Source organism: Occallatibacter riparius (assembly GCF_025264625.1).
Lineage (GTDB): Bacteria > Acidobacteriota > Terriglobia > Terriglobales > Acidobacteriaceae > Telmatobacter > Telmatobacter riparius.
In genome coordinates this window covers 850,788-865,601 of the sequence record NZ_CP093313.1, presented here as the reverse complement: position 1 = coordinate 865,601, position 14,814 = coordinate 850,788, and the positions used below count along the sequence as shown (strand labels likewise).

14 protein-coding genes are annotated in these 14,814 nt (G+C 62.4%); 5 read left to right on the top strand and 9 right to left on the bottom strand.

What is annotated here, in order from left to right; all coding sequences use genetic code 11:
- Positions 1 to 4: 4 nt before the first annotated feature.
- From MOP44_RS03395 to MOP44_RS03380, 4 genes are all read right to left on the bottom strand, one after another.
- Positions 5 to 367, bottom strand: a complete 363-nt coding sequence (locus MOP44_RS03395) for a hypothetical protein (protein ID WP_260794496.1) — start codon at positions 365 to 367, stop codon at positions 5 to 7.
- Positions 364 to 1,020 (bottom strand): RNA polymerase sigma factor, encoded by a 657-nt coding sequence (locus MOP44_RS03390; RefSeq protein WP_260794495.1) that lies wholly within the window; start codon positions 1,018 to 1,020, stop codon positions 364 to 366. The genes MOP44_RS03395 and MOP44_RS03390 overlap by 4 nt, the downstream gene beginning before the upstream one ends.
- 63 nt (positions 1,021 to 1,083) lie before the next feature.
- Complete coding sequence (locus MOP44_RS03385) at positions 1,084 to 1,815, bottom strand: YdeI/OmpD-associated family protein (RefSeq protein ID WP_260794494.1); 732 nt, start codon at positions 1,813 to 1,815, stop codon at positions 1,084 to 1,086.
- Positions 1,816 to 1,899: 84 nt separating this feature from the next.
- Complete coding sequence (locus MOP44_RS03380) at positions 1,900 to 2,739, bottom strand: NYN domain-containing protein (RefSeq protein ID WP_260794493.1); 840 nt, start codon at positions 2,737 to 2,739, stop codon at positions 1,900 to 1,902.
- A 157-nt stretch (positions 2,740 to 2,896) separates the two neighbouring features.
- On the opposite strand from MOP44_RS03380, the gene rlmB reads away from it, so the two are divergent.
- Entirely contained in the window at positions 2,897 to 3,700 is an 804-nt protein-coding gene (rlmB, locus tag MOP44_RS03375; RefSeq protein WP_260794492.1) for a 23S rRNA (guanosine(2251)-2'-O)-methyltransferase RlmB, read from the top strand.
- 62 nt (positions 3,701 to 3,762) lie between these two features.
- Positions 3,763 to 5,679, top strand: a complete 1,917-nt coding sequence (locus tag MOP44_RS03370) for a M1 aminopeptidase family protein (RefSeq protein WP_260794491.1) — start codon at positions 3,763 to 3,765, stop codon at positions 5,677 to 5,679.
- A 29-nt stretch (positions 5,680 to 5,708) separates the two neighbouring features.
- Here MOP44_RS03370 and lpxK read toward each other — a convergent pair whose 3' ends face one another.
- Entirely contained in the window at positions 5,709 to 6,686 is a 978-nt protein-coding gene (gene lpxK, locus MOP44_RS03365; protein ID WP_260794490.1) for a tetraacyldisaccharide 4'-kinase, read from the bottom strand.
- Positions 6,683 to 7,975 (bottom strand): 3-deoxy-D-manno-octulosonic acid transferase, encoded by a 1,293-nt coding sequence (locus MOP44_RS03360; RefSeq protein WP_260794489.1) that lies wholly within the window; start codon positions 7,973 to 7,975, stop codon positions 6,683 to 6,685. The genes lpxK and MOP44_RS03360 overlap by 4 nt, the downstream gene beginning before the upstream one ends.
- 164 nt (positions 7,976 to 8,139) lie before the next feature.
- Between MOP44_RS03360 and MOP44_RS03355 the strand changes: the two genes are divergently transcribed.
- On the top strand, positions 8,140 to 8,790 hold the full coding sequence (locus MOP44_RS03355) for a hypothetical protein (RefSeq protein WP_260794488.1): 651 nt from the start codon (positions 8,140 to 8,142) through the stop codon (positions 8,788 to 8,790).
- A 40-nt stretch (positions 8,791 to 8,830) separates the two neighbouring features.
- On the opposite strand, the gene queD is transcribed toward MOP44_RS03355, so the two are convergent.
- From queD to pncA, 3 genes are all read right to left on the bottom strand, one after another.
- Entirely contained in the window at positions 8,831 to 9,208 is a 378-nt protein-coding gene (gene queD / locus MOP44_RS03350) for a 6-carboxytetrahydropterin synthase QueD (protein ID WP_260794487.1), read from the bottom strand.
- A gap of 80 nt (positions 9,209 to 9,288) precedes the next feature.
- Positions 9,289 to 9,552: a hypothetical protein gene (locus tag MOP44_RS03345; RefSeq protein ID WP_260794486.1), complete on the bottom strand. Its 264-nt coding sequence runs from the start codon at positions 9,550 to 9,552 to the stop codon at positions 9,289 to 9,291.
- A gap of 32 nt (positions 9,553 to 9,584) precedes the next feature.
- Positions 9,585 to 10,220, bottom strand: coding sequence for a bifunctional nicotinamidase/pyrazinamidase (pncA, locus tag MOP44_RS03340; RefSeq protein ID WP_260794485.1), 636 nt, complete (start codon positions 10,218 to 10,220; stop codon positions 9,585 to 9,587).
- A gap of 230 nt (positions 10,221 to 10,450) precedes the next feature.
- Here pncA and MOP44_RS03335 point away from each other — a divergent pair, with 230 nt between their 5' ends.
- Positions 10,451 to 12,931, top strand: coding sequence for an ABC transporter permease (locus tag MOP44_RS03335; RefSeq protein WP_260794484.1), 2,481 nt, complete (start codon positions 10,451 to 10,453; stop codon positions 12,929 to 12,931).
- 217 nt (positions 12,932 to 13,148) lie between these two features.
- Positions 13,149 to 14,753 carry a glycoside hydrolase family 43 protein gene (locus MOP44_RS03330; RefSeq protein WP_260794483.1) on the top strand — a complete coding sequence of 535 codons (1,605 nt, stop codon included), beginning with the start codon at positions 13,149 to 13,151 and terminating at the stop codon, positions 14,751 to 14,753.
- Positions 14,754 to 14,814 lie beyond the last annotated feature (61 nt).

Below are 14,814 nucleotides of genomic sequence, written 5' to 3'. Positions count from 1 at the left end.
TTCGCTATCGCTTGCGCAGCCATCCGGCAACCAGCGCCGCAGCCAGCAAAGCGGGGCACAGGATGCATCCCCACAGCGTGAATTCGCCGGTCAGGTCGCCGATGTGTCCGCCGGAGTTGAAGTAATCGACCACCAGCCAGGCGAGCGGCCCGATGATGAGCAGCAGGATCACAAGCGCTGCAAGCGCCAGCGAGCGGGTCCGCTTTCGCTGCGCTTTTTGGTCCTTCATCACGCCCATCGACGCCATGACTACCCGGCGCGTGTTGCGCGCGACTGTTCGGTCTCTGTCGGAGTCGTCTAGAGAAGCTGCGAGGCCGCGCAGCGCGTCACTGCCGTTGGCCGACCCCTTGCCGGCCTGTGCTGTCATCCAGCAACCTCGACGGGCCGCGCGGAGGCCTCGAGCGTGGGCTTGATAGCCGCCAGCCCGCGATAGAGCCGCGACTTCACGGTGGAAAGCGGCGCCCGGGTCACCGTCGCAATTTCCTGCAGCGAGAGGTCCTCATGGAACCGCAGCACCAGCACTTCGCGGTAGACCGTGTCGAGCTCCAGAAGTGCCTCGGAGACACGCTCTCGGTCTTCACCGCTGGAGAGACGGTCGAAGGGAGAGGGCTGCTCGTCGGCGACCTCGAAGCTCATCGGCCGGTCGTCCTCGCTCGAGCCTTCGAAGAGTTCGTCCAGGCTGGCCAGCGTGCGCTTGCGGCGGTAGTCGATTACGAGATTGCGGGCTATGGTGAAAAGCCACGTGTCGAAGCGGGCCTTGCCGTTGTACTGCGCCCCGCGCATCAGCACCCGCATCCAGACCTCCTGGAAGAGATCCTCGGCGAGTTCGCGGCTGCTGGTCAAGAACAGAAGATAACGCAGCAATCTGTGCTGATAGCGAACGATGAGCTCATCGAGCAAGCCAGCTTCCTGACGCTTCAGCCCGGCGGCAATGGCGAGATTTTCCTGGCGCACTGCCTCCTGCTCGGCATTGACCGAGCTGCGGGTAAAGATCGACTGCACGTGCGCAAGGGTGCTCATCTTGTTCCATTAGACGACAAGGCTGGGTGCAAAGTCTAAGAATCGGCAGGTGTTTACAAATCTTTACACTTCCCAGGTATCCCGATCCCAATCGGACCGCATCGCGCTTCTTTCGGAGCGGGAATTACCTGAACCGCCCCGGGACTTGTTGAGGGCAGTGTCGATGGCCGCCTGCACGCGCTTTTCTCGTGTCTCGGCTGACCGGCAACCGAAGACCATAAAGAGGTTATTCCGCCGCTGGATGGGGGTGAGCGCCTTCCAGCCCGCCTCTGCCAGGGGCTGGCGCTGAAACGCCGCCCGAAGAATCGGCGGGGTTTCCAGCTCTCCTTCCATCGTCAGGTAGAGCCGCTCGGCCATCTCCTCGGCGCGTTTCTGGCGTGATGCGGCCGATTTTGGCTCGGAGACGATGTGGGAGATCCAGCGGCGATGGCCCGCGGGGAGCTTTTCGAACCACTTCCGCAGGCCGGCGGCCCCCTTCATGGCGCGGAGCAGTTCCTCTGGCACGGCCTCTTTGCGGGGTTCCAGGTCGGGCTCAACGCGAATCTCTGCGCGATCGCCCTGCCGCAAGCCTGCCCCGGCGAGCATTTTCTTGTTGACGATGAATCCGTGGCCTTTGGGGGTGGGGAACAGGGCTGTCTGAAAGGCGAAGCCGTTGATCTCCCCCTTGACGCGACGGACCTTCATTCCGGGCCAGGCCTTGGCGATGTCGAAAGGCAGAATGGCGAAGCTGGACTGGAGGCCCATGCCTGACGGTACGAGGGTGGTGCGAAAGGTCTTTGTGGAATGAGCCGTCATGGTCCACTTCCGCTCGGCCTGTCGCTGCCTGGACTCTGCCGCCGGTTGGTAAGTTGGAGTCTACAACGGGCGCGACCCGCGGTTCTAGGCGGTCTTCTGCCTCGGCTCTTTTAGAAGGGAGAGGCGATAACCCGAGATCGAGCCCCTCTCTCCGCGAACAGCTTCGAAGTGGAAACCGCCCAGCTTCGTCAGCAGCGGGCGAAGATGGGCGAAGCCGAAATTTCGTTGATGGAGTTTCGGATGGGTCTGTCGAATGAAATTGCCGAATTCTCCCAGCGAGTTGCCCCCGGACTTGGCTTGATACTCCTGGAACGCCCGCCGAAGATTCTGCCGAAGGGACGCGATTGTCTTCGCATCCATGTTTTGAAGGTCCGCCGCAGTCTTCGCAGACTTGAACTTCAGGCTCCCATTTGGAGACTGTTTAGCGTCAGCTTTTCCGCTCCGGGCTTGCTTCGGAACAGCCTTGGGCTTTGCGGGCGGCTTGGGGGACTTGCTCTTGACTTGTTTCACACCAACGAGGTGAAAGGCCGTGCAGGCGTTCCGAAGCGATGCAGGAGTGTTCGCATTGCCGTAGACGATTGCGCTCTTACCTCTTTCACGGATTCGCTGCACGAGGCGCGTGAAGTCCGAATCCCCTGAGACGATGCAGATCCCGTCGCTGAATCCCAGGCACAACTCCTCCATCGCATCGACCGCGAGGGTCAGGTCCGCAGCGTTCTTCGTATTGATATTTCGCAGGACTTCTACCGGAACGATGCTGAGTTCGCGCAGGACCTCCTGCTGCGCGATCACGTTCGATCCGTAGGCTCTCCTGAGATGAATCTCCCATTCTGAGAAGAGTTCCCGCAGGATTGGCGCCGCGTACTGCAGACTGACGTTCTCTGCGTCGAAAAAGACAGCGAGCTTCGGGCGATCGCCGTTCACTCATCCCTCCCGAACAAACAGGCGGATCCGCACACGTCTGCAAGGGGCTTCTTCTTTGCAGGTGCACGGTGAAAAACCATTGTAAGCGGGCCAGGAAGTCCGCCGTGAAGGCATTGAACGGTCGAATCCAGTTGAGCGCGGGCACTAAACTATCAGGATGGACATTCTCTACGGCGTGCATGCAGTGGAAGAGGCGCTCCGCGCCGGCCGCCGCCGTTTCGATCATGTGCTTGTGGCCCGCGAACGTCATGACGCGCGCGTGGAACAACTGGTCTCTCAGTGCCGCCAAGCCGGGGTGCGCGTTCGCTCGGAACCCCGCGAGCAGCTTACGCACGTGGCCGGAACCAGCGCTCACCAGGGAGTCGTCGCCGTGGTGCGTCCCAAAGAGATGCTGGCCATCGAGGACCTGTTCGAAGCGCCCGGCGGTGCCTCAAGCCGGCGGCTCATGCTCGCGCTCGATGGCGTCGAGGACCCGCAGAACCTGGGCGCGCTGCTCCGCGTGGCCGATGGTGCCGGTGTTGATGGCGTTGTCCTCACGGAGCGCCGTTCCGCTCCGCTCAGCCCGGTGGCGGTAAAGGCCAGCGCGGGCGCATCGGAGCACCTGCGCATCGCGAGGGTGGTGAACCTGGTCAGGGCCCTCGAGGAGCTTAAGGCCAACAATCTTTGGATCATCGGCCTGGACGAGCGCGGGGAGACTGACTACGACCGCTTCGATTTCACGGGCGACTGCGTTCTTGTGCTGGGGCGCGAGGGCGCAGGACTGCACGACCTTGTCCGCCGCACCTGCGACCACCTTCTCCGCATTCCCATGGCAGGTGGAGTCAGTTCGCTGAATGTGTCCGCTGCCGGTGCGGTTGTGCTCTATGAGGCATTTCGCCAGCGCCGTGCTGCCGCGGCGGGTGCTTCCTCCGCCCCGTTCGGCGCGTCCAAACCTAAAAAGCAGAAAGGTCTTGGCTCTTGAAGTTGTATTTGGCGCCGAAGGCGCGGTTGACCCCGGCCCAGGAGCCAGGAAGGTTGCAGTTCGTGAAGTTTGTTCTTTCGCGCGGCGTTTGTGCAGCGCTGTTCAGCTTGTTTGCGGTCAGTACGCATGGGTCCGCGCAGACGACCACGCCTCCGGCGCCGTCATCGACTCAGAGCCCCGCCCACCCGAGGGGGAAGGTCGTCTTCTCCCGCTCTACCGACGAGAACGGGAACACCACGACCACCGCGAGCCCTGAGACTCATCCGAAGGCGCAGGCCGCGGGTGCCGTGTCTGCCCAGGATGCTGACCGCCAGGCCGTCACCTTCACAGCGTTGGACATGGATGTACACCTGCGGCCCGTAGAGCATCGGATGGCCGCGCGCGTCCTCATGACGATCCGCAATGACGGCAAAGGGGCGCTCTCCCACGTTCCGCTGCAGATCTCCTCGTCGCTCAACTGGGAGCGGATCCTCGCCAACGGCAAGGACGCTCTCTTCCAGGTGGCGGTCGTGAACTCCGATGCTGATCACACCGGGCGGCTTCGCGAGGCAACGATCTCGCTCGCCGCACCGCTTGCTCCCGGCGCGACGCTTTCGATTGATGCTACTTATTCCGGCGCCATCGAGAAGAGTGCGCAGAGGCTCCTGGCAATCGGAACTCCCGACGACGTCGCTCTGCACTCGGACTGGGATGAGATCGGGTCGGGATTCACCGGCATTCGAGGATTCGGCAACGTTGTGTGGTACCCGGTCGCATCGGTCCCGGTCATGCTCGGAGACGGAGCTAAGCTCTTCGACGAGATGGGCGAGCATAAGCTGCGGGAGGCAGGCGCTCAGTTCCGCATGCATCTGGCAGTCGAGTTCCCGCACGGACAAGCGCCGAATGTCGCGATCATCAACGGGCATCCCGTCGCACTTACGGTGATGGACCAAGGCTCCGAGGAGGTGGCGGGAGTCGCGGTTGCGCAGACCGAAGCAACGACGCTTGGGTTCGAGGCGCCCAGCCTCTTCGTGGCCGAACGCAACTCGCACTCAGGCCAGAATCTCACCGAGTGGGTGACGTCTGACAACGCCGTGAACGCCCAGCTCTGGTCCGAAGCAGCTGACCGAGTTACGCCGTTCCTGCAGGGCTGGCTAGGCCAGCGTCCGCGAGCGCAGCTTACGTTGCTCGATCTACCCGACCGCGCGGATGCTCCGTTCGAAACGGGTGCGCTGCTTGCTACGAATCTTCGTGACGCTCCGCCAGACCAGATCGACGGCATCATGGCTCATGCCCTGACGCATGCCTGGATGCAATCGCCGCGTGCGTGGCTGGGCGAGGGTGTCGCCCACTTTATGGGTACGCTGTGGATCGAGAAACAGCAGGGAAGGGACAAGGCGTTGACCGCACTGGCTGCCGGGCGCGATGCGCTGACCATCGCTGAGCCGCCCAGCCCTGCTGCTGGGCCGGGTCAGCCGCTGGCGCAGTCCATCTCTCCGGTCTACTACCGCACCAAGGCGGCTTACGTGTTTTGGATGCTGCGTGACCTGGTGGGCGACGCGGCTCTTTCTGCGGCCTTGCGGGCTTACGATCCTGCGAAGGAGCTCGCCGATGACCACCACTTCGAGAACCTGGTGGAGCAGGCCGGGACGCGGCACGATCTGCGGTGGTTCTTCGCCGACTGGGTGGATGCCGATAAGGGCCTTCCGGACCTGACAGTGGACAGCGTGTTTCCCACTTCGCAGGGACCCAATACGCTGGTCGCCGTGAGCATCTCGAACAGTGGTTATGCCTCGGCCGAGGTGCCCATCACGTTGAGGACATCGGATAATTCGGTCACGAGGCGCGTGCGTGTACAGGCGAGGCAGAAGGCGACGGAGCGTCTGGTGATTCCGGGCAGGCCCATGGAGGTCCGGGTGAACGACGGCACGGTGCCCGAGACAGAAGCGAGCGAGCACGTGACCAACATCGACCTCACCGTGGGCGGCTCGCGGCCATAGCCGCTCCCGTCAGGTCGGGCGGCGCCGAGTCAGGATTCTGCGGCGGCTTTGACATGTGAGAGCAGCCATTCGATCGCAGCGGACTCGTCCTGAATCTCAGTGCGAAGGCCGGCAGTGAGGACGGGCAGCGCAGGCTTAAGTCCTCTAAGGCGTACCACATCCTTTTCGGTGGTGATTAGGGCGCTCGCTCCGGTGCGGCCTGCCCGATCCGCCAGCCAGTCGAGGACCTCTTGCGTGTAGCTGTAATGGTCTCGGAATGTCTTCGTTGCGGCGACGTCCATTCCCGCTTCGCGCAGTCCGTCAAAGAACTGCTCGGGGCGCGCGATGCCGCAGAAAGCCAACACGGGCGCATCGGCTGGCGGGATGTCCATTTGTCGATGCAGGCGCCATATCGGGCCGCTCCATCCACGCGCGCGGATTTTGGATTCCGTCTCCGGCTCTACAGCACGAATGGCGATCACATGCGCCCGATCCGCTGCATGCAATGCTTCACGTAGATTGCCCGCCGGCAGGAGATGGTCCTCCAGATCGCGGCCGCTCAGCAGCAGAATGTCGATATCACGATGAAGCTGGCGGTGCTGAAAGCCATCGTCGAGAATGTGAAGGGCGCGCGAGCCGACGGCGATATTCGATTCAGCTAAGATCCCTGCATCATAGCGCTGCGCTGCAACATAGACCGGTACACCGGCCTGGCTCGCGATCAACAGCGGCTCGTCCCCGAATTCGTCCTCAGTTCCTTCTGGACGAACCCGCGCCGCAGCCTTGCTGCTTCGGCCGTAGCCGCGTGACAGCACATCGACGTGGAAGTCGCGCGCGGTGAGCGCCTTCGCAAGTGCGATGGCCATGGGAGTCTTGCCAGCGCCTCCGATAGCGAGATTGCCGATGCTGATCACGGGGAACTTCAGCTTCCGGATCGGCTCCTTGCCGCTCGCCAGCCGGCGCTCGCGTAGTGCCAAACCCAGCCGATAGAGAGGCGTGAGTGGCGCCAGCAGCGGCCGAAGCCTCATGCGTGGCGCTCCACAATCGCGCGAATCGCATCCACGCATCGTGCGGTTGCGCCCGCCTGCTGCTCGAACACCTCGCGCGCTCGCTGGCCGATGGCCTGTGCCAGCTCGCGGTCGCCCAGCAGTTCGTCGAATGTCGGCCACAGATTTTCTTTGTGCGCGATCCGCAGTGCGTCGTGCGCGCGCAAATCTTCAGTGATGGAGCGGAAGTTGGCGTAGTGCGGCCCCATCACGATGGGCACGCCGAACTGCGCCGGTTCCAGCGGATTATGCCCGCCGGCGGGCACAAGGCTGCCGCCCACGAAGGCCACGCTGGCCAGCGAATACACAGATGCGAGCTCTCCGATGCTGTCGAGCAGGACGATCTGGCCCCGACTGAGCAGGCTCGGCGCTTCGTTGCCGAGCCACGATGATCGCCGGACCGACGGCACGCCCGAAGCGGCCAGCACGGCCGCGACATAATCGAAGCGCTCCGGATGGCGCGGCGCGAGCACGGTGATCAAGGACGGATACTGCGGCAGCACCGACCGGTGCGCGGCGATGACCGCTGATTCCTCGCCTTCAAGCGTGCTGCCTGCCACCACGAAGACGGCGTCGGGTGCCAATCGCCGGAGCAACCGCGTCGCGTCGGCCTCCTGCGCGGCGCGGATATCAAACTTGAGATTGCCGGCCACGCTGACGCGATCCGGCAGGCATCCGAGCGCGCGGAGCCGCTCTGCATCGAGCTCGCTCTGGGCCAGTACTGCACTCAGTCGCGAGAGAAGCGGCCTCCACAATGCGCGGAGCGCCCGGTAGCGCGGCCAGGAGCGGTCGGAAATTCGCGCATTGACGACTGCCACCGGGATCCGACGCCGAAAACACCCAGCCAGCAGATTCGGCCAGAATTCCGTCTCGGCGAGGACGAGCAGCTCCGGCCCCAGTGCGTTCAGGTAGGCGCGCGTGGCCCACGGCAGATCGAGTGGTGCATAGAATACGCGGTGAGCGCCGATCCGCTGGCGGGCCAGCTCCTGTCCGGTGCGCGTAGTGGTTGATAGCAGAATGCGATGCTCTGGCAGCGCGTGATCCAACTCGCCGATGAGGCGCGAGACGGCCAGCACTTCGCCCACCGAAACAGCGTGGATCCAGATCACCGGCCTGGTATCGGGATCGCTCAAGAGCCGCTCGGGCACTCTGCCGAGGCGCTCGGCCAGGCCTTCGCGGTACTTGTGGGTGGTCGCCATCCGCCACAGCCACCACGGAGCGCTGACCACCAGTCCAACGACGAGCGCCACGTTGTAGACGAACAGAATCATGCGCGACGAATTGCGTCTGCCCCCGAGCTTTGACAGCTTCAGATTCGCTTGGGCTTACAGCTCAGCCTTACCCGCGCGCTAATCTTCCGCTGAAATCCGCAGGTGATTCGAAAACCATCTCAGCCTTCCTGCGGTCTAACCCTTCGATGATACAGTCGAAGCCTGTGAGGCTCTTCCGACCCATCTCCCTTTTGATCCTTGGCCTTGGCGCTCCGGTCTTTGCAAGCGACCACACGCCGCCCCCCGTCCAGCCGGCGACCAGCTTCGCCGCAGTCGAGGTGCACGACAAGGAACAGATCGCCATCGCGGCCGAGCCCTATGACACGCGACAAAAAGAATCGATCTTTCGCATCGACTACCTCTCCCATGGAGTGATGCCCATTCGCCTGGTGGTGACCAACAACAGCGACAAGCCCATCTCGCTGCGCGATGCGCGCATCCTCTTCCAAACGGCAGCGGGCGATCGCATCCAGGCCGCAGAACCAGAGGACATCGAACGCCTGATCACCATGAGGGAGCGCAAGAGCGGCCACATCCCGCTTCCTGCGCCTCTACCCCCCATCAAAACCAAGCCGAAGTTCAGCAGCAAAGACCTCGAGACCGACTTCAACACCTTCGAGTACGCAGCGCTGGTTGTGGAGCCGCATACCACCCGCGCTGGCTTCCTGTTCTACGACGTATCGCAACTCGATCACCCGCTGAAGGGAGCCAAGCTGCACCTGCACGCCCTGCGCGATGCAGAGGGGAAAGACCTCTTCTACTTCGAGATTCCGTTCGACAAGTATTTGCAGTCGAAGTCGAGCCAGATGGATTAAGCTGGCGCGGCGTAGCCGCAGTTGGCTGCACCGCAGGTGCCTACTCGTAGTAAGTCGCGGAAGTAGTATCCGTCTCCCAGATGGTGCAGTCCTTCACGCGCACGCGGCCGCCGGTCATCTCGGCAAGCTGCTCGTTAGTCTGGTCGAAGAAGTAGCGGGCGATGTTTTCGGCTGAGGGATTAAGCGTGGTGAACGGCTCCAGGTCATTGAGCATCTGGTGGTCGATGCGATCGACGACCGGTCGCAGCACCTCTTTGAGCATCTTGAAATCGAGCAGCAGGCCTGTTCCGTCCAGCTCGCGGCCCATCAGCGTGACTCGCACTTTGTAGTTATGCCCGTGCGGGTTCTCGCATCGGCCGTGATAGTTGCGGAGGTAGTGTCCGGAGGAAAAACCGGCCTCCACATTGACTTCGTACATGAGCTTTTGAATCGCCTGCGGGAAAGTATCCCTCTGCTATTGATTTTAGTCGTTGCGCGGCGGCGGTGCCGGACCGTCGGCTATTCCCCGGATTTGCGGCGCTTGCGCCGGGCCGCGAGGCGAGATGCTTCGCTACGGCGATCCACCTGCTCGAACAGGTTTGTCATGACGCCAATAAACGCGCACGCCAGCCCGGCAAGCATCAGGAACAGGGCGATGGTGCGCCACATGGAGCCGTTGGCGGGCAGCCCCGGCTGAAAGCTGGCCGGCACAAACGACATCCCCGCCGAGAGCAGCGCGAAGAACCCCAGCGTAGCGCCGAGAATGTAGAAGTTGCGGGACATTGGATGCGGAAAGACCAGATCCCATTGTAAGGTCAGCGGCCATTGAGTAGCTCCCGCGAGTCAATCACCTTCACGCCAGCCGCGGCAAATTCGGCCTCCATCTGCGCTACAGAATCTCCGAGGCCAATGGAGCGGCAGGCGTCGCGGACGGCGATAGCCTCAAAGCCTTGGCCGCGTGCGTCCAGAGCCGAGTAGCCGACACAGTAGTCGTAGGCCAGGCCAACGAGAAACACGCGCTTTAGGCCGCGTTCTCGCAGATAGCCACCGAGTCCGGTAGCCGTGGTGCGGTCATTCTCGTAGAACGCCGAGTAGGAATCGATCTGCGGATTGAAACCCTTGCGTAGGATCAGCTCGGCCTGCGGCAGGTGCAGATCAGGATGAAACTCTGCACCCAGAGTCCGCTGCACGCAGTGCTCGGGCCACAGGGTCTGCTCACCGTAGCTCACCTCGATGTTCTCGAACGGCCGCTTGCCGGGATGCGCGCTCGCAAACGACAAATGCTGCGGGCTGTGCCAGTCTTGGGTGAGGATGACGTGCGCAAACAAGGGCGCGAGCTCGTGGATGAGCGGAATGATGGCATCGCCATCCGGCACAGCCAAAGCGCCGCTCGCGCAGAAGTCGTTCTGCACGTCGATGACGATGAGGACGTCGTGAGGATTCAGGTGCATAGGGTCTCGTCGTATTTCATTGTCTACGGTCGAGGCGGGCTGGGCGCCGATGATGCCCGGGAAGCTGTTCGGAATCGCACACCCGGTTCGGGTTTGGACCGCGGCGGGCTTTCGGTCGCGGGCGGCCGGAGCTGAAAACAAGTAACTTGCGGACTGTTTCGGCTCCGTAAGGATGGAATGGCAATTGCAAGCCTTTCGTATACGGCATTCTCGCGGCGGAGGTCTATTCGATGGCTAGGTGGTTTGTTCAATTGAGGCAGGTTGTCCGGCGGCTGGGACGCGCGCCCATGTTTACCGCGATCACGCTGCTGACTTTAGCCGTCGGAGTCGGCGCCAATACCGTGATCTTCACTGTGGTGGAGAACGTGCTGCTGAAGGCGTTGCCGTATCCCGACCCCGGCCGATTGATTGGAGTGTGGTACCGGGCTCCCGGGATCAATTTTCAGGGTGACCTGAACATCGCCCCCTCGCACTACTTCATCAACCGCGAGCAGAACAAGACGCTGGAAGACATCGGCGTCTACAACGGCGATGCTTTCAACGTCTCGGGCTCCGGCGACCCGGAGCATGTGCCGGGTCTCGATGTCACCGATGGCACACTTCCGCTTCTCGGAGTTAAGCCCGCCCTCGGCCGTCTGTTCACCCGCGAGGACGACACGGCGTCCGCGCCCAAAACCGTGTTGCTCTCCTATGGCTACTGGCAGAAAAAGTTCGGCGGCGCCACCTCGGTGATCGGGCAGAGCATTACGATGGACGGCAATGCACGCCAGATTATCGGAGTGCTCCCACGCGGCTTTCAGTTCCTCGATTACGACAAGGTGGACCTCGTCGTTCCCATGGCGTGGGACCGCAGCAAGACGCATCTGGGCAACTACAGTTATGAGGCGCTGGCGCGGCTCAAGCCCGGCGTCACAATGGAACAGGCCAGCGCCGATCTTGATCGCCTGATTCCCATCGCCTTCCACAGTTTTCCTCCCCCGGAGGGATTCTCCGAGGCGTTATTCGAATCGGTCCGCCTCTCTTCGAGCGTGCATGCGCTGAAGAAGGACGTCATCGGCGACATCGGCAATGTTCTCTGGGTAGTGATGGGTGCGCTGGCGCTGGTCCTGCTGGTGGCTTGCGCCAATGTTGCGAACCTTCTGCTGGTGCGGGTGGAAGGGCGCCGTCAGGAACTCGCCATCCGCTCTGCCCTGGGCGCAAGCTGGGGCCGAACGGCCGGCGAACTTGTTGCAGAGAGCCTCGTCCTCGGTCTCCTGGGAAGCCTCATCGGCCTCGGCCTTGCTTACGCCGGCTTGCGAGCGCTTATCTGGGCAGCGCCGCAAGGCCTACCGCGTCTGCATGAGATCCATGTCGACCTCTACGCTCTGCTGTTTACCGCAGGCCTGGCGCTGCTCACCAGCTTCTTTATCGCCATCCTGCCCATCGCCAAGTTCGCCGGACTCCGCGCTACCACCGGGCTGCGCGAAGGCGGCCGCGCTCTCAGCCAGGGCCGCGATCGCCTCCGCGCTCGCAAGACCCTCGTCGTCGTTCAGGTGGCCATGGCGCTGGTGCTGCTGCTCTGCTCGGGCCTCATGATCCGCACATTCCTCGCCCTGACTCGCGTCGACCCCGGTTTCAATGCGCACCAGAGCCTTGAGACTTTCCGCTTCTATGTCCCGGACAGCCAGATTCCCGATGCGCAGGCAGAACGGGTCATGCGCCAATTCCAGGAGATTTCCAACCGGCTCTCCGCCCTGCCCGGCGTCACCGGCGTCAGCATCTCCAGCACCGTCCCGCTCTCCGGCTCGAGCAATAACGACGTCCTCTACGCCCAGGACCACGAGATGAGTCAGGGCAAAATCCCGCCCATTCGTCGCTTCAACATGATCGGCCCCGGATACCTTGCCACCATGGGCACGCGCATCGTGGCCGGCCGCGAGATGACCTGGGACGACACCTATAACAAGCTCCCCGTCGCCATGATCTCTGAGAACATGGCTCGCGAATGGTGGGGTTCTGCCCAGGCCGCTCTCGGCAAGAAGATCCGAGTTGCCAGCACTGATGATTGGCGCGAAGTCGTCGGCGTAGCGGAAGACGTGCATTACGACGGCGTGGACAAACCCGCCCCCACCACCGTCTACTGGCCGATCCTCCGTGCGAACTTCGAAGGCCAGAAGCTCGACGTGCAGCGAGGCGTCTCCTTTACTATCCGCTCGCCGCAAGCGGGATCGCAGGCATTCCTGCATGAAATCGAGCAGGCAGTCTGGCAGGTCAACGCCAACAACCCGCTGGCCAATCCCATGACCATGGATGAGATGTACCGGAAGTCGATGGCACGGACGTCATTCACACTGGTTCTGCTGTCGGCAGCGGGAACAATGGCTCTGCTGCTGGGAGTGATTGGAATCTACGGGGTGATCTCGTATACGGTTGCGCAGCGCTCGCGCGAGGTGGGGATCCGCATGGCGCTGGGCGCGCAGCGCTCGGGTCTGGTTGGTCTATTCGTGCGACAGGGAATCATGCTGACACTGATAGGCGCGGCGACCGGATTGGTGGTGGCCTTCGGGGTCATGCGCCTGCTGTCTTCGATCTTGTTCAACGTAAGCCCGTTCGATCCGCTCACGTATGCGGCAATTACAGTGGTGCTGCTGCTTACGGCGAGCGTGGCGTGTTATCTACCGTCGCGGCGCGCCGCCAGCGTGAATCCGGTGGATGCGCTAAGGGCGGAGTAGCAGCCACAGGGGCGATTCCAGTGAGGTGTACGCCCACCTGGTCCCCTACCTTTCGCGCTATAAGACTGCGCGAAAGGTAGGGACGGGATTTCATGTTTCAGAAGTGGTTCGCCAGAGGACCGCGAGCGCACTGAACTGCGTGCCGTTAGAATCTCTCCAAAGCCATTCCGCCGCCAGTCTGTGCATCGTAGAGGGCGCCGGCCCCTGGAGAGAAGTCATGCCCTGTATACGCCGCTGCTTTGGCTCGTCCGCCGCCCTTCTGCTGGCGGCCGGTCTCATCTTCGCCCGCTCCGCGCAGACGCAGCCCGGGCCACAAACCGCGCAGACAGCGTCGTTCCAGAACCCGGTGTTGTGGGAGGACCTGGCGGATGTCGATATCTTCCGCGTGGGCGACACCTTTTATTACTCGGCATCGAACATGCACTACTCGCCCGGAGCGCCCATCCTGCGCTCCTACGACCTGGTGAACTGGGAGTACGTCGGCCACTCCGTGCCTGTGCTCGACTTCGGTCCCCCCTACGACCTGAACGGCGGCAATGCCTACAACAAGGGCACCTGGGCCTCGTTCCTGAACTATCGCAAAAGCAACAAGACGTTCTACTGGGGCGGTTGCATCGAGTTCAAGAAGACCTATATCTACACGGCGCCGACTGTTGAAGGCCCTTGGAAACGGCATGCCGTCCTCGATAACTGCTACTACGACGCCGGCCTCCTCATCGATGACGACGACACGATGTACGTCGCCTACGGCAACACCACCATGCATGTGGCGCAGCTCTCGCCTGACGGCACGCGGGAAGTGAAGTCGCAGGTGATCTTCCAGACGCCGCCTGAGGTCAAGACGCTGGAAGGGTCGCGCTTCTACAAGGTCAACGGCAACTACTACATCTTCACCACGCGGCCGGCCAACGGCGAGTACGTCCTGAAGTCGACCCACGGCCCCTTCGGCCCTTACACCATGCAGAAACTGCTCCTCGATACGAAGAGCCCGATTGAAGGCGGGGGCGTGCCGCACCAGGGCGGCATCGTTCAGACGCAGAAGGGCGATTGGTATTACATGGCATTCATCGACTCCTACCCCGGCGGGCGCATCCCCGCATTGGCGCCGATTAAGTGGGACGCCGACGGCTGGCCGCACATCGAGATGCAAGACAACACGTGGGGGCTGAGTTATCCGTATCCTCTGCCGCCTCATCCCCTCAAAGCTCATACTGGAACCGACCGCTTCGCAGGCAAGGCGCTCGGGCCGGAGTGGGAGTGGAACCATAATCCCGACAATTCCAAGTGGTCGCTCGAGCACGGACTCAGGCTGCAGGCAGCCACCCTCACGGACGACCTTTACATGGCCCGCAACACGCTTACGCATCGCATCCTGGGGCCGCAATCGACCGCCACCATCGAGATGGATGTTTCGCGCATGAAGGATGGAGACCGCGCCGGACTAGCCATCTTCAAGCAGTGGTCCGCGTGGGTTGGCGTAAAGCGTGAGGGAGACACCTGGAAGGTTGCAATGGAGGATGGCCTCAGGATCGCCGGCCGCGACTGGAATACCGCCAGCAAGGGAACCGAGGTGGCGAGCGAGCCGCTCCTCGGCAGGCGCATCTGGCTGCGCGCCTCGGTGGATGTACATCCCGGACCCGGCCGCAAGGCGACGTTCTCCTGGAGCACAGACGGCAGGAACTTCAAGCCCATCGGCCATCCGTTTACGTTAAACAACGAGTGGATGTTCTTCATGGGCAATCGCTACGCGATCTTCAACTACGCGACGAAGGAACTGGGAGGCGCGGTGAAGGTGGCTTCGTTCACCTTAACCGCGCCTTAACTAACCAAAGAATGCCTCAACTCCGGTGAGCGGATTCCTTCTGTGGGGAGCGCAGCCACCT